The organism is Curtobacterium sp. NPDC089991, assembly GCF_044748425.1.
Taxonomy (GTDB): Bacteria; Actinomycetota; Actinomycetes; order Actinomycetales; family Microbacteriaceae; genus Curtobacterium.
In genome coordinates, this window is the sequence record NZ_JBIVGB010000009.1 from 13,798 (window position 1) to 31,419 (window position 17,622).

The window sequence follows — 17,622 nt, forward strand, 5'->3', positions numbered from 1 at the left end:
GGGGGCTTCCTTACTTCTCGGCCAGCGTCGCGAGGACCGCGGCGGTGATCAGGGCGAACGAGATCGCGCCGGCGTCGGGGGTGCCGACCGCGTCCTCGCCGTGGGTGCGGGCGCGGCCCATCTTCGGCAGCAGGTCGGCGGTCGCGTCGGCGGCCGCCGTCGCCGCGGCGGACGCGGCCGACCAGGCACGGACCAGGTCGTCGCCGGCCGCGACGCGGTCGGTGAGGACCTGGTCGAACGGGACGATCGCGTCGACCATGGTCTTGTCGCCGGGGACGGCGCCGAACGCGAGGACCGCCTCGGTGGCGGCGTGCACCGCGCTCTGGACCGTGGCGGCGGTCGGACGTGACGCGTCCCCGAGGACGCGACCCAGTGCCTCCAAGGCGGCTCCCCAGATCGCGCCGGACGTGCCACCGGCCTTGTCCGACCAGGCGTCTCCGGCGATCGCCAGGACGCTCCCGGCGCCGGCGCCGCGCGTCACCGCATCCGAAGCGGCGCGGTCCGCGGCGGTGGAGCCGCGCTGCATCCCGATGCCGTGGTCGCCGTCGCCGGCGACGGCGTCGATCCGGCCGAGCTCGTCGGCGTGGTCGTCGATGGTGGTGCGGATGGCCGTGATCGCCTCGGCGACCCGGGCGGCGGACGCCTGCGACGCCTCGGTGCCCGGCGTGACCGGTGCCTGCTCGTCCGCGGCGAGGGCCTCGGGTGCGACCGGCTGTTGCGGGACGGCACCGCCCTTGCGGTACGCGGGGCTGTCGGCTGGGGCGCCCCAGAGCTGCTCGAGTTCGTCGTCGAGCCAGAAGAGCGTCAGCGAGACGCCGGCCATGTCGAAGCTCGTGACCAGTTCGCCGACCTCGGGCTCGACGACGACGGCACCGGCCGCCGCGAGCCCGCGCTGCACGGCGCCGAAGACGACGAAGAGCTCCTCGTACTTGACGCTGCCCAGGCCGTTGAGGATCGGGACGACGCGTGCCCCGTCGACGACGACACCGGATGGCAGCTCGGTGAGCAGCTTGTCGACGAGCAGGTCGGCCAGTCCGGACGCGGTGGGGACGTCGGCCTCGGCGATGCCGCGTTCGCCGTGGATGCCCATGCCGATGGCCATCCGGCCCTCGGGGACGGTGAAGAGTGGTTCGTCGGCACCGGGCAGGGAGCAGCCGGAGAAGGCGACGCCGAAGCTGCGGGTGCGGTCGTTGGCGCGGGTCGCGATCGCGGTGACCGTGTCGAGGTCGTCCCCGCGTTCCGCTGCGGCACCGGCGACCTTGAAGACGCAGAGGTCACCGGCGATGCCGCGGCGCTTGTGGGCTTCGTCGCTCGGGGCAGAGGCGACGTCGTCGGTCACCCGCACGGTGCGGACGTCGATCCCGCTGTCGGCCAGTGCCCGCGCCGCGGCGTCGAAGTTGAGCACGTCGCCGGCGTAGTTGCCGTAGCTCAGGAGCACCCCGCCGCCGTGCTCGGACGCCTTCGCGACCGCCGTGACCTGCTGGGCGCTCGGGCTGGCGAACAGGTTCCCCATCGCAGCACCGGCTGCCAGACCGTGCCCGACGAGTCCGCCGAAGGCCGGGTAGTGGCCGGAGCCACCGCCGACGACGAGCGCGACGGTACCCTCGGGGCTGGTGGTCGAGCGGGCGACGCCGCCGTGGACCTTGCGGACCCGGGCCTGGTTCGCGGACACGAAGCCGTCGACCATCTCGTCGGCGAAGTCGGCCGGGTCGTTGAACAGGCGGGTCATGCGTGGCTCTCCTGGGTCGGGGTCGTAGTGGCCTGCGCCGCAGCGTCGGCGTCCCGTCGTTCGTTCCGCTTGGTGTTCCGACCGAGCACGAACATCAGCACGCTCGACAGCACCATGAAGAAGCCGACGATGAACATCGGGACCTGGTAGCCGCCGGTCCACCCGCTGACGACGCCCGTGATGTACGGGGCGGCGAACCCGCCCAGGTTGCCGATCGTGTTGATGAGCGCGACTCCCGCGGCAGCGGCGGCACCGGTCAGGAACTGCGTCGGCACGGTCCAGAAGTTCGGCAGCGCGGCGAAGATCGCGCAGGCGGTGACCGCGATGACGGCGATCGTGGCGGCCGGGCTGTTCATGTAGAGCGCGACCGGGATGCTCAGGCCACCGACGAGCGCGGGGACGGCGATGTGCCAGACCCGGACGCCACGGCGGAAGGCGTCACGCGACCAGAAGTACAGGACGACCGCGGCGGGGACGTACGGGATCGCCGTGATCATGCCCTTCTGGAACAGGTCGAACGTGGTGCCGAACTGCTCCTGGAAGCCGTCGATGATCGTCGGCAGGAAGAAGCTCAGGGCGTAGAGGCCGTAGATGAAGCCGAAGTAGACCGCGGCGAGCATCCAGACGCGGCCGGAACCGAAGGCTGCACGGAGACCGCCCTTGGCGTGCCCGTCTCCCCCGCCCTTGGCCTTGTTCTCGGCTGCGAGGGCACCCTCGAGCCACAGCTTCTCGTCCTCGTCGAGCCACTTCGCCTGCGACGGCTTGTCCTTGAGCACGAAGAGGCACAGGACGCCGACGATGATCGCCGGGATCGAGACGCACAGGAACATGAAGCGCCAGCCGGCCAGGCCACCGAGCATGCCCTCGTGGGTCATCAGCCAGCCGGCGAGCGGGGAGCCGATGACGCTCGTCAGGGGCTGGGCCAGGTAGAACAGCGCGAGCATCTTGCCGCGGTGCCGGGCGGGCACCCACGTCGACAGGAACAGGATCGCGCCGGGGAAGAAGCCGGCCTCGGCGATGCCGAGCAGGAAGCGCAGCCCGACGAGCTGCGGGTAGTTCTGCACCCACGTGAAGAGCAGCGAGACGATGCCCCACGTGATCATGATGCGCGCGAGCCAGATCCGCGCGCCGAACTTGTGCAGCGCCAGGTTGGAGGGCACCTCGAGCACGAGGTAGCCGATGAAGAACACGCCGGAGGCGAACCCGAACTGGGCGGCGGTCAGACCGAGGTCCGCCTCCATGCCGTTCGGGGCCGCGAAGGAGATCGCGGTGCGGTCGAGGAAGTTGATGAAGAACATCAGTGCCACGAACGGCACGATGCGGATCGCGATCTTGCGGATGGCCGTCTTCTCGACGACCGAGGTGGGGATGCCTCGCGTGGCGGGGATGTCCACGATGACTCCTGCTCGGTGGGGGTGGTACGACTCCGACCCGTGCTGCTGCGCCCGGACGGAGCGGGCGCATCGGTGCGCCTGGTCCAGTGTGCGGATTCGAATCCGACTTGTCAACCGGTTGACCAAACCATCCCGAGTGCCTCGAAGCCCAACCGGTTGACCGAACGGTACGCTCACTGCATGCCCGCGTTCAGCCCGGACGATCCCCTCAACATCCGACTCGAACTCGAGTCCGTGCCCGCGGGGTCGCCCGCCTCCGAGGTCGCCCGACAGCTCGTGTCCCTGCTCACCGCGGGCGAGCTGGCCCCCGGTTCGCGACTGCCGTCCGAGCGGATCCTGGCCGAACGGCTCGGGGTCGGACGCTCCGCCGTGCGCGAGGCCCTGGCGGCCCTCGAGATCCTGGGCATCGTGCAGATCCGGCCCGGCTCGGGCACGTACCTGCAGGGCGGCACCTCGGACCTGCTGCCGACGACGCTGTCGTGGGGCCTCATGCTCGCCTCGAACCGCACCCGCGAGCTGCTCGAGGTCCGGTCGTCGCTCGAGCGCACGGTCGCGATCCTCGCCGCGCAGCGCGCCACGCCCGAGCAGGTCGCGGAGCTCGGCGAGTACCTCGTCCGGCAAGAGGCGACCCTCGACGACCCCGAGGCCTTCATCGACGCCGACGTCCGCTTCCACGTCCTGCTCGCCCGGGCCGCGGGGAACGACGTGCTCGGCGACCTGCTGCAGAGCCTGCGCTCGATGCTCAGCGTGTGGGTCGGCCGCCGCGTGCAGACCCGCCAGGCCACGGAGGCCGCCTACGACGAACACCGTGCGATCTACGAGGCGCTCCGGGCCGGCGACGTGCCCGCCGTGCAGCGTGCGATGGACGAGCACATGGCCACGGCGAGCGCCCGCATCGAGAACGCGGAGCCCATCCCTCCCGCCGAGTAGCGGGGCGCGTGCGCGCGGGGCGTGCGCTTCGTGAGCAGAAATGGTCGGGTCCGTGGCGGCGACCCGACATCTTCTGCTCACGATCGGGCGGCCGGGAGGCGCGGTGCGGGTCCGCCTCGCACCGCGCGACGTTGCTGGGGCGGCAACAGGGCTTGGGTCGGGCCCGGCGGGTGCGCTGGAGTGGGCGGATGCATGCACACGAGACCACCACCGATGGCGTCGGCTCGGCCCGCGACTGGTGGGAGCAGCGGTACGCCGAGCGCGACGGGATCTGGTCGGGCCGGGTGAACGCGGTGCTGGCCGACGTCGCCGGGGCGCTGCCGATGGGGCGCGCGCTCGACCTCGGCTGCGGTGAGGGCGGCGACGTCGTCTGGCTCGCCGAGCAGGGTTGGGACGGACTCGGGGTCGACCTGTCGGTGACGGCGATCGAGCGCGGTTCGCGGGCGTCCGTGTCGGCCGGGGTCGAGGAACGGACCGCGTTCGTCGCTGCCGACCTCGCCACGTGGGAGACGGCTGCGCGCTTCGGCCTGGTGACGGCGTCGTTCCTGCAGTCGTGGCCGGTGGAGATCCCGCGCGCGGAGATCCTGCGCCGGGCGACCGGGTTCGTCGCGGTCGGCGGGCACCTGCTCGTGACCGCGCACGCCGCCCCACCGCACGACGACCTGCCGGTCGAGATGCGGGAGTACCGGTTCCCGACGCCCGACGAGGACCTGACGGCCCTGCAGCTCGACGGCTCGTGGGACGTCGTCGCCGCCGAACTCCGGCCACGCACCGCGACGACTCCCGACGGCGACCCGCACGAGGTCCTCGACAGCGTGGTGCTGGTCCGCCGCGCGCGCTGACGACGGCTGCAGCGCCGGACGGTGCAGCGCCGGACGGTCAGCGCGGGAGTGGGACCGCGGCGTCGAACGCCTGCACGACGCGGGCCACCACCTGGGCCGGCGGGGTGTCCCAGATCGCCTGGTTGAAGAGCTCGACCTCGACGTCACCGGTGTACCCGGCCGCGACCACCGCGTCCGTCACCGGCCCGAAGTCGACGTGGCCGTCGCCCGGGTAGCCCCGGGACAGCAGCGGGTCCGCCGCGATCGGGGTGGTCCAGTCGCACACCTGGTACGACGCGATCCGCCCGGCAGCCCCGGCGCGGGCGATCGACGCCGCGAGCGCCGGGTCCCACCACACGTGGAACGTGTCGACCACGACCCCCACGGCAGCGGCCGGGAACGGTGCCGCCAGGTCGATCGCCTGCGCGAGCGTCGACACCACGGCACGGTCGGCGGCGTACATCGGGTGCAGCGGCTCGACGGCGAGCTGGACCCCCGCGTCGAGGGCGTGCGGCACGAGGTCGGCGAGCGCGTCGGCCACCCGGCCCCGGGCGTCGACCAGGTCGCGCGAGCCCTCGGGCAGTCCCCCGGCGACGAGCACGAGCACGGGCGCCGAACCGGGTGCTCCGGTCGCGGCGAGGGCGGCGGTCTCGTCGATCGCGCGGCGGTTGTCGTCGAGCGCCCGCTGCCGCGCGGTGCCTGGCGGGAGCGTGAAGAAGCCTCCGCGGCAGTGCGACGACACCCGGAGCCCGGAGTCCGCGACCATCCGGGCGGCCTCGGCGAGACCGACCTCGGCGACGGGCTCCCGCCAGGTGCCGATGGCTCCGACGCCGGCCTCCGCCACGGTGTCGAGCGCCTGCCGGAGCGGCGCGTACTTGATCGTCGCCTGGTTGACCGACAGCCGCGGATGCGGCGCAGCGCCGGCGGACCGGACCGGCGTGACGGCGTCCGCCGCGGTCGTCACGCGACCACCTCGGCGACGGTGCGGTCGACGGCGGGTGATCCGGGCCTCCCGGTCGACCGTGTCTCCACGCCGGCCACCGCGAGCAGCGCGTGCCAGCGCGAGGCGGCGAGGTCCGGGTGTTCGAGGGCGCCGCAGGCGTTCGCGAGCCGGATGGTCTCGGACAAGTGCGGCAGGGAGCGGCCGGCGTGCTGGCCGCCGACCATCTGGAAGGCGGGCTGGTGGCCGTTCAGCCAGGCGAGGAACGCGATGCCGGTCTTGTAGTGCCAGGTCGGGGCGCTGAAGACGTGGCGGGAGAGCGCCTCGGTGGGGGCGAGGAGGGCGCGGTAGGCGGTCTCGTCGGGCAGGGCCTGGACGGCGGCGGAGGCGATGGGGGCGATGGCTGCGAAGGCGCCGAGGAGGGCGTCGGAGTGGGCTCGGCCCCGTGCTCCGGCCCGGTCTCCGGCCCGGTCTCCGGCGATCAGGTCCACGTAGTGGAAGTCGTCGCCGGTGAACATCCGCGCGGTCGCGGGCAGCTGGGAGCGGAGGGCGACCTCGGCGCGGGCGTTCAGCAGGCTCATCTTGATGCCGGAGACCTTCGGCCCGGCGTCGCGCATGATGTCGAGCACGGTGTCGGGGCCTTGCTGCCCGCCGAAGTAGCCGGCGAGGGCGGGGTCGAAGGCCTCCCCCAGCCAGTGCAGGACGACGGGGGCGCTCGCCCGCTCGATGACCCGGCCGTAGACGCGGCGGTAGGTGCTGGCGGCGGCGTTGCTGCTGGGGCTGTCGCTGTCTGCGCGCTGCGCGAGTCGCGCCAGGTGGCGGCTCGCCATGAGCACGACGCCCGCGCCGGCGTCCTCGGCGTGGTGGAGCTGGGCGACGTAGGCGTCGACGACCTGCTGCTCGGTGGGCAGGTCGTCCCCGTCGTCCGGCAGGTCGTCGGTGTTCACGCCGACGACGATGCGGCCGCCGACGGACTGCGCCTCGCGGGCGCTGCGGGTGATGAGTTCGCGCGTCGCGGCCGGGTCGAGGCCCATGTTCCGCTGCGCGGTGTCCATCGCGTCGGCGACGCCGAGTCCCCACGACCACAGGTGGTGGCGGAACGCGAGGGTGGCGTCCCAGTCGAGGTCGGCCGGGGCGCCGGGGGTGTTGTCGGCGGCGGTGCGCGGGACGACGTGGGCGGCCGCGTAGACGAGGCGCTCGGTCAGGGGCGCGGTCGGCTTGGCGGCGGCGGTGACTGCCGGCGGGTTCAGGGTCGTCCGGCTGGTCGTGCCGTCGGCGGCGAGGAGGGTGAGGTCGGTCATGCGCGTGCGCCGACCGTTTCGGTGTGCTGGGCGACCTCCGGTGTCTCGACCTGGAGGCGCGGCTCGGCTCCCGTGGGCAGGTGCAGCTCCGGCAGGTCCACGCGTCGACCCTCGGCGCTGGACCGCAGGCCGGCCTCCGCCAGCGCCACGCCGCGGGCACCGGAGAGCAGGTCGTAGGGGTGCGGGCGGCCGGCGACCAGGTCCTGCAGGAAGTCCTCCCACTGGGCGCGGAACCCGTTGCCGAACACCTCGTTGTCGGGGACCTCGAGCCACTGCGCCTTGTAGTCACGGTCGTCCTTCAGGTCGGGGTTCCACACCGGCTTCGGCGTCGCCGTCCGGGGCTGGATGCGGCAGCCGAACAGTCCCGCGACGGCGCTGCCGTGCGTGCCGTCGACCTGGAACTCGACGAGCTCGTCACGGTCCACCCGGACCGCCCAGCTCGAGTTGATCTGCGCCGTGATGCCGCCGGCCAGGTCGAAGACCCCGTAGGCGGCGTCGTCCGCGGTCGCCGGGTACTCGTGACCCTGCTCGTCGGTGCGCTGCTCGATGTGGGTGACGGCGCGGGCGTACACGGACTCGACGCGGCCGAACAGCTGCTCGAGCACGTAGTTCCAGTGCGGGAACATGTCGACGACGATCCCGCCGCCGTCCTGCTGCCGGTAGTTCCAGCTCGGGCGCTGTGCGGTCTGCCAGTCCCCCTCGAACACCCAGTAGCCGAACTCGCCGCGGACGCTGAGGACCTTCCCGAAGAACCCGGAGTCGATCAGGCGGCGGAGCTTCCGGAGGCCCGGCAGGTAGAGCTTGTCGTGCACGACGCCGTTCGGCACCCCGGCCTCGGCGGCCAGCCGGGCGAGCTCGAGCGCTTCCGAGGAGGTCTCGGCGGTCGGCTTCTCGGTGTAGACCGCCTTGCCGGCAGCGATCGCCTTGCGCAGCGCATCGGCACGGGCGCTCGTGACGGCGAAGTCGGCGAAGACGTCCCAGCGCGGGTCGGCGAGGGCGGCGTCGAGGTCGGTCGTCCAGTGCTCGAGGCCGTGGAGGGTGGCGATCTCCTCGAGCTTCGCGGCGTTGCGGCCGACCAGGATCGGTTCGAGCTGCACGCGGGAGCCGTCCGGCAGCCGGAGTCCGCCGTCCTCGCGGATGGCCAGGATCGACCGGACGAGGTGCTGGCGGTAGCCCATGCGTCCGGTGACGCCGTTCATGATGATGCCGATGGTGCGCGTGGTGGTCAACGCGTGCTCCCTTGCTCGCTGTGGCCTGCTCTCCGCGTGGTGGAAAGCGCTTGCCCGGAACCGTACACCACGCCCGGCGCGCTGCAGTAGTACCCGAACACGAACGCACACGCGCGGCCCGGGCCCGGCGGCTCCGGCTGCTGCGGCCCGCGCCCGAGGTTCCGAAATCTTGGAGACTCGGGGCGCTGAGCGGCATTCCGTGGAACCTCGGCGCCGAACCCGCGGCGTGTTGTGGAACCTCGACGCCCCGGGCGTCGGAGTGTCGTGCGACGCTCCGCATGCGCCGGTGGCCGATGGGGACCGCCTGGGACGCTCCCGACCGCGCCAGCCGAGGTTCCGAGATCTCGGAACTTCGGCGCGCCAGACGGCGTTCCGTGGAACCTCGACGCCGAACCCGCGGCATGTTGTGGAACCTCGACGCCCGACCGACGGCGTGTCACGCACCCTCGAGCCCGACCGGCCGCCGGCGCCGCACTCAGTGAGCAGAAAAGGTCGAGTGGCGGCGCCGGACTCGACCTTTTCTGCTCACCAAGCGCGAGCGCCCCGCCCCCGCCGCGCTACCGCGCCGTGCTCGCGCGCAGGACGACCTCGCCGTCGATGGCCCCGTCGGCCTCGAGCCCCAGGGCCCGCCGCACCGCCCGCTCCCCGATCTCCTCCAACGGGAGCCGCACCGTGCTGAGCGCCGGCACGACGTCGGCGAGCATCTGCACGTCGTCGAACCCCGCGACGCCGACGTCCACCCCGGGGACGAGCCCACGCTCCCGGATCGCCGCGACCGCCCCCACCGCCATCAGGTCGGTGACCGCGAACACGCACCGCGGCAACGCCCACGCACCGCCCGCCGCCCGGTCGAGCAGGGTCACCATCGCCTGGTACCCGCCGTCGCGCGTGAACGCCGAGGGCACCACCGCGTCGTCCGGCACCCGGATGCCGTGCGCGGCGAGCCCTGCGACGAAGCCCTCGACCCGCGCGTGCGCCGTCGCCAGGTCCGGGTCGCCGGACAGGACGGCGAAGGAGTCGTGCCCCTGCTCGACCAGCGCACCCGCAAGGGCCGCGGCACCACTGAGGTTCCGGATGACGACCCCGTGCACGCCGGGCACCCCGGCGGCGGCACCGTCGAGGTCGGACACGAGCGCGGACACCCCGGCACCGGCGGCGACGAGTGCGCCGACGGCAGCTGCGGAGTCCGACGCTCCCGACGTCTGCCCGGCACCGAGTCGACGACTCACGGCGAGCACCACGGCCCGCGGCCGGAGTCCGGCGACGACGCCGAGCACCGCGGCCTCGCGCGAAGGATCCCCGCCGGTCGAGGTGATCGTCACCACGAGCCCGGCGTCGTCGGCAGCCCGGATCGCCCCCGCGGCGATCGCGGCGAAGTACGGGTCGGCGATGTCGCCGACGACGAGCGCCAGGGTCGTGGTGGTCCCGCGAGCGACGGCCTGCGCCTGCACGTTGGCGGTGTACCGGAGCTCGTGGGCGGCGGCCTGCACACGGTCCACCGACTCCGGTCGGACCTTCCGCGTGCTGCCGTTCAGCGCCCGCGAGGCGGTCGCGAGCGACACGCCTGCGAGCTCGGCCACGTCGGCCAGGGTGACGGTGCCTCGCTCGGGCATGTCGTGCCTCCAGTCCGGTCCGCGCCGTGCGCGGTCTGTGGCGAGGATAGCGATTTCCCGGGAGGCCCGACCAGCGTCCGCGCCGTCGGCGCGGCCATCCGAGACGGCTGGTCACATTGTCAGAACATCACCCAGGAAAGCGCTTGCCATGAGCGCTCACGTCGTGTAGACCTGGGGTCCTCGGCCGAGACACCCCGAACGCTCGCCCACGGCAGACGCCAGTGGTCCCGAACGAAAGCAGTGACGATGAAGTCATCCAAGAGAATGCTCGCGCTCGCCGGCGGCATCGCCGCACTGGCCCTGTTGAGCGGCTGTGCCTCCGGCAGCTCCGGCGACGGCGGCAAGGTCGATCAGCTGACCTTCTGGCTCTCCACCTCCACCGCGCAGGAGAAGGGCTACCAGGACCTCGCCACCGCGTACGAGGAGAAGACCGGCGTCACGGTCAAGATCGTGAACCTGCCGTACGACGGACTGCAGACCAAGCTCCGCGAGTCCGCCCAGGCGAACTCGCTGCCCGACGTCGTGCGCGCCGCCGGCATCGACCCGATCTGGACCGGCAAGACCGTCGACCTGGCCTCGATCGTCGACGACGACGCGAACAAGATCGACCAGGACATCATCGCGAAGGACGACGACGGCAAGGTCACCTCGATCCCGTCCGATGTCACCGCCGCCGGCCTGTTCGTGAACAAGTCGCTGTTCGAGAAGGCCGGCGTCGACTACCCGACCGACCCCGCGAAGGCGTGGACCTGGGACGAGTTCCTCACGGCCGCCGACAAGGTGAAGGCGAAGACCGGCGCGAAGTACGACATGGTGTTCGACTCGTCGCCGTCGCGTCTGCGTGCCTACATGTTCACCAAGGGCACCGACTTCATGCAGCAGGAGAAGGACGGCTCCTTCCCGACCGACGCGAAGACCGTCGACGCACTGCAGGACTTCGCCGACATGAACGACGACTCGGTCATGCCGAAGTCGGTGTGGACGAGCGGTCAGGACCCGAACGCCCTGTTCAAGAGCGGTCAGGTCGTCGCGTACTTCTCGGGGGTGTGGCAGTCGTCGGACTTCGCGTCGAACATCACCGACTTCGACTGGGCGAGCGCCGCCACCCCGGCCGACCCGACCCACGCCACCGAGATCAACTACGGCGGCAACATCGTCGGCTTCGAGAACTCGGACGCCCGAGGTGCCGCGGCCAAGAAGTTCATCGACTACATGTACGACCCGACGAACTACGCGAAGCTCGTGACGACGAACGGCTTCCTGCCGGTCGAGACCGGGCTGGACATCCAGTACCCGTTCGAGTCCCAGGCAGCCAAGGACTCCTTCGCGCTGTACCAGAAGGAGATCGACGCAGCCGACCCGATCTCGAGCTCCTACGCCAAGGAGAGCGCGAAGTGGGCGGTCGAGGGCAAGGAACTCGGCACCGATCCCACCACGGCCGAGGTCGGCAAGCTCATCAACGGGCAGCAGTCGGCGAAGAAGACCCTCGAGACGATCACGAAGTACTACGAGGAGCACGTCGGCTGACGGAACGGGGCCGGGCGCACGCGTCCGGCCCCGTTGCCTCTCCTTCCACAGCAGCACCACGACGAACGAAGAGGATCATCGTGAGCATCCCCACCGCAGCCGGTGACGTGCAGACCGCCGTCCCCACCCCGGTGCCGCCCCACCGGCCCGGAGCCGCGAAGACGACGAAGCGACGCCGCTCCGGCGTCAGCAAGCCCGTCCTCGCCCCGATCCTGTTCGTGAGCGTCAACGCCGTCCTGTTCGTCGTGTTCTTCGTGTGGCCCGCCGTCATCGGCCTCGGCTACTCGTTCACCGACTACAACGGCGTCGTCGACCCGAAGTTCATCGGGTTGGCGAACTACTTCGAGCTGTTCGCCGACGACACCTTCTACGCAGCCCTCGGGCGCACCTTCCTGTACGCGATCGTCGCCGTCCCGCTCGGCTTCGTCCTCGCACTGTCGATGGCGCTGATGCTGACGAGCCCGGCGGCGAAGGGCCGGAGCGTCGCACGCATCGTGTTCTTCGTGCCGTGGCTCATCTCCCCGATCGTCACCGGTGTGATCTGGCGGTGGATGTTCGGCGAGAACTTCGGCCTGGCGAACTTCGTCATCGAGTCCCTCGGTGGCAAGGCCGTGCCGTGGCAGTCGAACGCCGACCTCTCGCTGCTCGTGGTGGTCTTCGCCACCGCGTGGGCCGGAGCCGCCTTCAACATGCTGCTGTTCGTCGCCGCGATCCGGAACGTGCCGCAGTCGTACTACGAGGCAGCGTCCCTCGACGGGGCCGGCGCCTGGCACCAGTTCCGGTACATCACGTTGCCGAGCATCGCGCCGACGTCGTTCATCGTGATCCTGCTGTCGTCGCTCGGGGCGTTCAAGGAGTTCGCCACCATCCAGGCGCTCAACGGCGGCGGACCCGGCACCGACAACAACCTGCTCGTGCAGTACATCTACACGAACGGGTTCCAGAACGCCCACATCGGCTACGCGAGCGCGGCGTCGATGGTCCTCATGCTCATCCTCATGGCCATCGCGCTCATCCAGCTGGCCGTGAACCGTCGGACGGAGGCCCGTCGATGACCGCCACCCTGCCCAGCGCCCCCGGCGCACCCGCAACCGACAACACGACCAAGAGCAAGAGCAAGAGCAAGAGCACGACCAAGACCAAGCGCCTCGACGGCCCGCCCCGTCCGAAGGCCATCGCCGCCACCGCCCTGCTCTGGGTCTTCATCATCGCCTTCGGCTTCCCGGTCCTCTGGTTCGTGCTGAGCGCCTTCAAGCCCGGCGGCGAACTGTTCTCGTACCCGCTGACCCTGCTGCCGAAGAACTGGTCGGTCAGCGGCTTCACCGAGGCGTGGGCGAGCTACGACTTCGCCCGCTACTTCGGCAACACCGTCATCGTCGCGCTGGTCACCACCGTGCTCACCGTCCTGGCGAGCGCCGCCACCGGATACGCCCTGGCGAAGTACGACAACAAGTGGCTCAAGGTCTTCTTCGTCTGCATCCTGGCGACGACCATGCTGCCGACCGAGGTCATCCTCGCGCCGACGTTCATCGTCATCCGCGACCTCGGCATGTACGACTCGTTGGCCGGCATCATCGTGCCGTCGGTCATCACCGCGACCGGCATCTTCATGTTCCGGCAGTTCTTCATCACGGTGCCCGACGACCTGGTGGAGGCCGCGCGCATCGATGGTGCGAGCGAGTTCGGGATCTTCTGGCGGATCATGCTGCCGATCTCCCGGCCGATCATGCTGACGCTCGCGATCTTCTCGTTCCAGTGGCGGTGGAACGACTACATCTGGCCGCTCCTGGTGCTCAACGACCCGCACCAGTTCACGATCCAGATCGCACTGCAGAGCATCGTCGGGGCCGAGAACGTCAACTGGACCGTCCTGCTCGGTGCCTCGGTGATCTCGATCATCCCGCTCGTGCTCATCTACCTGGTGTTCCAGAAGTACGTGAACGGCGCAGACCTCAACGCGGGACTCAAGGACTGATGGGGTTCCTCGACGCGGTCGGCCCGGCCGCGGACGCCGCCGTCGCGCGCCTCCGGCTCGCCGACGACGATCCGGCTGCGCTGCAGCACCGGGAACTGATGGCGCGTGCCCTCACCCTGGTCGGGGCGTGGGTCCGGAACGAGCGGACGGGAGGCCCCGATCGCCTTCCCGACGACGACCTCGCCACCGCGCACGGCTGGGTCCGACACCTCGCGGCCCGGCAGTCCCCCGGCGGCACGTTCGTCGGCGGCGACAACGTGCTCTCGCCGCCGGACTCGGCGTTCACGGTGAACGACGTCTGCGACGCCCTCGAACTGCTCGCGCCGTACCGGGCGTCGGTCCCGGCGGCCGCGGTGCTGGCCGACGACCTCGACCGGATCGTGCACCGTGCGACGCCGGCGCTGCTCACCGGTGGCGTGCACACGCCGAACCACCGGTGGGAGGTCTCGGCCGCGCTCGCCCGGATCCACCGATTGCACCCGGCACCGGCGCTGGTTGCGCGGATCGAGGAGTGGCTCGCCGAGGGCGCGGACATCGACGCCGACGGGCTGTGGTCCGAGCGCAGCCCGAACTACGCGGCGGCCGTCTCGTGCCCGTCGTTCCTCGTCCTCGCCTCGGTGCTCGACCGCCCGGAGCTGCTCGGCCCCGTCCGCCGGTCCCTCGACGCCACCCTTGCGCTGCTGCTGCCCGACGACACCGTCGAGACCGTCCAGTCCCGCCGCCAGGACCAGTCGCAGGCGTTCGGCATCGGCGCGTTCGCGCCCCTGCTCTGGCACGTGGCCGTGCTCGACGACCGCGCCGACCTCGCCGCCGTCGCTGCCCGGGCCGCCGTCGCGGACATGTGGCAGCCCGGTGCGGTCGCCGCCCGCGCGATGACGGATCCGCTGCTCGCCCGTCCATTGCCCGTCGGTGCGCCGCTCGAACCGGTCGTGCACACCTTCGCCGGCGCCCGGCTCGTGCACGTCCGAGAACAGGTCCGCAGCGTCGTCCTGTTCGCCGGCTCGGACGTGCGGTCGCAGGGCCACGTCCGATCGGGCCTGGCGAACAGCCCCACGTTCCTGCGGGTGTTCGCCGGCTCGGTCGTGCTGTCCGACGTCCGGCTGTCGCGGGAGTTCTTCGGGCTCGGACCGTTCCGTCCGACGTCGCTGGAGTCCCTCGGCGACGGGCGGTACCGGCTCGCCGAGACCGTGTCCGCCGGGTACCACCAGCCCTTGCCCACCGCGGCTCGACGGACCGACGGCGCGTACGCGCTCGGTGACGAGGGCCGGTTCTCAGCGTCGATGTCCTTCGGTGCGCGCGCGGCGGACACCGTCTCCCTCACCACGACGGTCGACATCACCATCACGCCGGACGCGGTCTCGCTCGACGTGGCGACCGAGGGCGCCGACGTGCCGTGGTCGCTCCAGCTGACGTTCCGCGGCGGGGGTACGTTCACCGGTGTGAGCACCGACGCCGCGACCGGGGAGACCGTCCTCGCCGACGGGACCGGCACCTACCGTGTCGGCGACGACGCCGTGTCCTTCGGGGCAGGCAACGGCAGCGGCCCGACCCAGTCGGCGTTCTACGCGCCCGGACAGGACTACGCGTTCCTCGGCGGCACCGATCGACCGGACGGCGAGCACGTCCACGTGACCGGGCGCTCCCCCGGCACGACGCGCATCGTGATCGGCACCGCTCGATGACCCTCCCCGGCGTGGTGCTCGTCGGTGCGCGTGGTTACGGCCTGCACCACCGGGCGAACATCGACCGGCTCGTCGCCGCGGGGGTCTGCACGATGACCGCCGTCGTCGACCCCACGCTGGGCACCACCACCGACGACGGCGCACCGGTGGCGTCGGACGTCGCCGCAGCGCGCGACCACGGCCCGGTCGACGTCGTCGTCATCGCCGCCCCGATCGCCGCGCACCTGCCGCTGGCGCTCGCTGCCCTCGAGGCCGGTGCCGACGTCCTGCTCGAGAAGCCCCCGGTGACCACCCGCGACGCGCTCGACACCCTGCTCGACGCCGAGCAGCGCACCGGCCGCGTCGTGCAGGTCGGGTTCCAGAGCCTCGGGTCCGAGGCGCTGCCGGCGTTCCGTGACGGGTCGCTCGTCGGTCCGGTCCGCTCCGCCGCGGCCGTCGGCACGTGGACGCGGAACCAGGCGTACTGGGACCGCTCCGCGTGGGCCGGACGGCGTCGGGTCCAGGGCGTCGACGTCCTCGACGGCGTCGTGACGAACCCGCTCGCCCACGCGGTCGCGACGGCCCTGGCGCTCGTCGGCTGCCGTCGGGCGTCCGACGTCAGGCGCGTCGAGGTCGAACTGTTCCGGGCGAACGACATCGAGGGCGACGACACCTCGGCCGTCCGGGTCACGACGAGCGCCGGGCTCGAAGCCACCGCGGCCCTGACCCTCTGCGCTCCGTCCGAGGTCCTGCCGACCGTTCGGGTCCGCGGCACCGCCGGGAGCGCCGTGCTGCACTACACGGCCGACGAGGTCACCGTCGGCGACACCACCCGGACGCTCGGCCGGACGGACCTGCTCGAGAATCTGCTCGCCCACCGGTCCCACGGCGACGACCTGCTCGTCCCCCTGGTCTCCACGGGTGCGTTCGTCGAGGTGCTCGAGGCCGTTCGCGCCGCCGAGCCCGTCCGCATCGACCACCCCTGGGTGACGTGGGAGGGCGAGGGGCCGGCCCGTCGTCCGCTCGTCGCCGACGTCGAGGCGATCGTCGACCGCGCCGCCGACGCACGAGCGCTGTTCTCGGAGGTCGGTGCGCCCTGGGCCCACACCGCCCGCGACGAGGTGCTGCAGGTCCTGCGCGTCGACGGGGCACCGGTGGCCACGGAGCGCGACGGTGCAGCCACCATCGCGACGTCGTCGCCGCGTCCGTACCTGCACCCGGTGCGGACCCTCGGCGGCACCGTCCTGAGCGCCGACCACCCGGCCGACCACGACTGGCACTGCGGCGTCGGGGTCGCGATCCCGGACGTCGACGCCGTGAACTGCTGGGGCGGCCGCACCTACGTGCACGGTCCGGGCTACGTGTGGCGCGACGACCACGGCCGCGTCGACGTCGTGCGGGCTGAGCAGCACCCAGCCCCGCACGGCGGCGGCACGGTCCAGGAACTCGTCTGGCGCGGCCCCGACCACACGGTCGTCCTGCACGAGGACCGCACCCTCGCCTGGCGCGCCGTCGACTCCGGGTGGGAGCTGACCTGGTCGTCCTCGTTCCGAACCCCCGGCGACGCCGTCGTGCACCTCGGCGGTCCGGGCAGCAACGGCCGGGTCGGCGCCGGGTACGGCGGGTTCTTCTGGCGCTTCGCCGACTGCACCGACGTGGTCGTCCGGACCGCTGACGCGCAGGGCGAAGCGGCGGTGCACGGCTCGGTCGCGCCCTGGGTGGAGTGGTCCGCGGTGTTCGAGGGAGCGCCTGCGACGATCCGGCTCGAAGCGCTCGACCACCGCGATCCCTGGTTCGTCCGGGCCGCCGAGTACCCGGCGATCGGTTCGGCCCTCGCCTGGCGTGCGCCGGCGCTCGTGCACCCCGGCGTCCCGCTCGTCCGGTCCTTCCGCGCGACGATCGCCGACGGTGCGACGCCGGGCGGCAATACGCTGGACCGATGAGCACCGCAGACTGGGAAGCCCGCGTCGCCGCACTCTGGGCCGACGACACGATCGACGACCAGCAGCGCATCGACCGCATGCGCGAACTCGCCGACGCTGCGCCGCACCCGGCCCTCGGCGCGTTCGAGCTCGGCGGCGCGAACGACTCCGGCGGCCACGAGGCCGAGGCCGACGTCCACTACGCAGCCGCCACCGCCGCGGGACTCGCGCACGTCGATCCTGCCCGGGCTGCGCAGATGGTCGTGCAGCACGCCTCGACCCTCCGGAACCTCGACCGTGTCGACGAGGCCATCGCGATGCTCCGCGACGCCCCGGAACACCCGTCCACCGGTGCCGCGCCGAAGGTGTTCCTCGCGCTCGCCCTGCACAGTGCGGGCCGTCACGACGAGGCGCTCCGTGTCGCGATCGAGGCCGTCGAACCGACACTCCCCCGCTACCACCGCTCGGTCCGCGCCTACGCAGCGGCCCTCACTGAGTGAACTGCACGAGCCGGGCGACGGTGAGTGCCCGGCTCGCGGGGACGCGGACGTCCCTCCCGTCCGGTCGCGACACCCGAATC

Annotated in this window: 14 protein-coding genes; 8 read left to right on the plus strand and 6 right to left on the minus strand. The window is 72.0% G+C overall.

Annotation, left to right across the window (positions count from 1 at the left end; translation table 11 throughout):
- Window positions 1–10 precede the first annotated feature (10 nt).
- Both ACIPV1_RS18690 and ACIPV1_RS18695 read right to left on the minus strand, forming a co-directional pair.
- The gene (locus ACIPV1_RS18690) at window positions 11–1,729 is read right to left on the minus strand and encodes a dihydroxyacetone kinase family protein (RefSeq protein WP_402727025.1); all 1,719 of its coding nucleotides are present in this window, start codon (window positions 1,727–1,729) and stop codon (window positions 11–13) included.
- Window positions 1,726–3,123 carry an MFS transporter gene (locus tag ACIPV1_RS18695; protein ID WP_402727026.1) on the minus strand — a complete coding sequence of 466 codons (1,398 nt, stop codon included), beginning with the start codon at window positions 3,121–3,123 and terminating at the stop codon, window positions 1,726–1,728. The genes ACIPV1_RS18690 and ACIPV1_RS18695 overlap by 4 nt, the downstream gene beginning before the upstream one ends.
- A gap of 180 nt (window positions 3,124–3,303) precedes the next feature.
- On the opposite strand from ACIPV1_RS18695, the gene ACIPV1_RS18700 reads away from it, so the two are divergent.
- Complete coding sequence (locus ACIPV1_RS18700; RefSeq protein WP_111086527.1) at window positions 3,304–4,053, plus strand: FadR/GntR family transcriptional regulator; 750 nt, start codon at window positions 3,304–3,306, stop codon at window positions 4,051–4,053.
- Window positions 4,054–4,241: 188 nt separating this feature from the next.
- Window positions 4,242–4,895 (plus strand): class I SAM-dependent methyltransferase, encoded by a 654-nt coding sequence (locus tag ACIPV1_RS18705; RefSeq protein ID WP_402727027.1) that lies wholly within the window; start codon window positions 4,242–4,244, stop codon window positions 4,893–4,895.
- Window positions 4,896–4,932: 37 nt separating this feature from the next.
- On the opposite strand, the gene ACIPV1_RS18710 is transcribed toward ACIPV1_RS18705, so the two are convergent.
- From ACIPV1_RS18710 to ACIPV1_RS18725, 4 genes are all read right to left on the minus strand, one after another.
- Window positions 4,933–5,838 (minus strand): sugar phosphate isomerase/epimerase family protein, encoded by a 906-nt coding sequence (locus ACIPV1_RS18710; RefSeq protein ID WP_402727028.1) that lies wholly within the window; start codon window positions 5,836–5,838, stop codon window positions 4,933–4,935.
- Window positions 5,835–7,115, minus strand: coding sequence for a DUF993 family protein (locus ACIPV1_RS18715; protein WP_402727029.1), 1,281 nt, complete (start codon window positions 7,113–7,115; stop codon window positions 5,835–5,837). Before ACIPV1_RS18715 ends, ACIPV1_RS18710 begins: the two co-directional genes overlap by 4 nt.
- A complete protein-coding gene (locus ACIPV1_RS18720) occupies window positions 7,112–8,314 on the minus strand; it encodes a Gfo/Idh/MocA family protein (protein ID WP_402727035.1) in 1,203 nt (400 codons plus the stop codon). Before ACIPV1_RS18720 ends, ACIPV1_RS18715 begins: the two co-directional genes overlap by 4 nt.
- Before the next feature lie 587 nt (window positions 8,315–8,901).
- A complete protein-coding gene (locus ACIPV1_RS18725) occupies window positions 8,902–9,957 on the minus strand; it encodes a LacI family DNA-binding transcriptional regulator (RefSeq protein ID WP_123936770.1) in 1,056 nt (351 codons plus the stop codon).
- Between the two features lie 246 nt (window positions 9,958–10,203).
- Here ACIPV1_RS18725 and ACIPV1_RS18730 point away from each other — a divergent pair, with 246 nt between their 5' ends.
- From ACIPV1_RS18730 to ACIPV1_RS18755, 6 genes are all read left to right on the plus strand, one after another.
- Complete coding sequence (locus ACIPV1_RS18730; protein WP_166673275.1) at window positions 10,204–11,484, plus strand: ABC transporter substrate-binding protein; 1,281 nt, start codon at window positions 10,204–10,206, stop codon at window positions 11,482–11,484.
- Window positions 11,485–11,564: 80 nt separating this feature from the next.
- Complete coding sequence (locus ACIPV1_RS18735; RefSeq protein WP_402727030.1) at window positions 11,565–12,539, plus strand: carbohydrate ABC transporter permease; 975 nt, start codon at window positions 11,565–11,567, stop codon at window positions 12,537–12,539.
- Window positions 12,536–13,459, plus strand: a complete 924-nt coding sequence (locus tag ACIPV1_RS18740; RefSeq protein WP_248705085.1) for a carbohydrate ABC transporter permease — start codon at window positions 12,536–12,538, stop codon at window positions 13,457–13,459. Before ACIPV1_RS18735 ends, ACIPV1_RS18740 begins: the two co-directional genes overlap by 4 nt.
- Window positions 13,459–15,141: a hypothetical protein gene (locus tag ACIPV1_RS18745; protein ID WP_402727031.1), complete on the plus strand. Its 1,683-nt coding sequence runs from the start codon at window positions 13,459–13,461 to the stop codon at window positions 15,139–15,141. Before ACIPV1_RS18740 ends, ACIPV1_RS18745 begins: the two co-directional genes overlap by 1 nt.
- Window positions 15,138–17,063 carry a DUF6807 family protein gene (locus ACIPV1_RS18750; RefSeq protein ID WP_402727032.1) on the plus strand — a complete coding sequence of 642 codons (1,926 nt, stop codon included), beginning with the start codon at window positions 15,138–15,140 and terminating at the stop codon, window positions 17,061–17,063. Before ACIPV1_RS18745 ends, ACIPV1_RS18750 begins: the two co-directional genes overlap by 4 nt.
- A complete protein-coding gene (locus tag ACIPV1_RS18755; RefSeq protein WP_131881652.1) occupies window positions 17,060–17,542 on the plus strand; it encodes a tetratricopeptide repeat protein in 483 nt (160 codons plus the stop codon). Before ACIPV1_RS18750 ends, ACIPV1_RS18755 begins: the two co-directional genes overlap by 4 nt.
- Window positions 17,543–17,622 lie beyond the last annotated feature (80 nt).

Coding starts and splice junctions, on each gene's coding strand:
- ACIPV1_RS18690 (WP_402727025.1), bottom strand. CDS start 1,729: ATGACCCGCCTGTTCAACGACCCGGCCGACTTCGCCGACGAGATGGTC.
- ACIPV1_RS18700 (WP_111086527.1), top strand. CDS start 3,304: ATGCCCGCGTTCAGCCCGGACGATCCCCTCAACATCCGACTCGAACTC.
- ACIPV1_RS18745 (WP_402727031.1), top strand. CDS start 13,459: ATGGGGTTCCTCGACGCGGTCGGCCCGGCCGCGGACGCCGCCGTCGCG.
- ACIPV1_RS18720 (WP_402727035.1), bottom strand. CDS start 8,314: ATGAACGGCGTCACCGGACGCATGGGCTACCGCCAGCACCTCGTCCGG.
- ACIPV1_RS18725 (WP_123936770.1), bottom strand. CDS start 9,957: ATGCCCGAGCGAGGCACCGTCACCCTGGCCGACGTGGCCGAGCTCGCA.
- ACIPV1_RS18715 (WP_402727029.1), bottom strand. CDS start 7,115: ATGACCGACCTCACCCTCCTCGCCGCCGACGGCACGACCAGCCGGACG.
- ACIPV1_RS18705 (WP_402727027.1), top strand. CDS start 4,242: ATGCATGCACACGAGACCACCACCGATGGCGTCGGCTCGGCCCGCGAC.
- ACIPV1_RS18750 (WP_402727032.1), top strand. CDS start 15,138: ATGACCCTCCCCGGCGTGGTGCTCGTCGGTGCGCGTGGTTACGGCCTG.
- ACIPV1_RS18740 (WP_248705085.1), top strand. CDS start 12,536: ATGACCGCCACCCTGCCCAGCGCCCCCGGCGCACCCGCAACCGACAAC.
- ACIPV1_RS18730 (WP_166673275.1), top strand. CDS start 10,204: ATGAAGTCATCCAAGAGAATGCTCGCGCTCGCCGGCGGCATCGCCGCA.
- ACIPV1_RS18755 (WP_131881652.1), top strand. CDS start 17,060: ATGAGCACCGCAGACTGGGAAGCCCGCGTCGCCGCACTCTGGGCCGAC.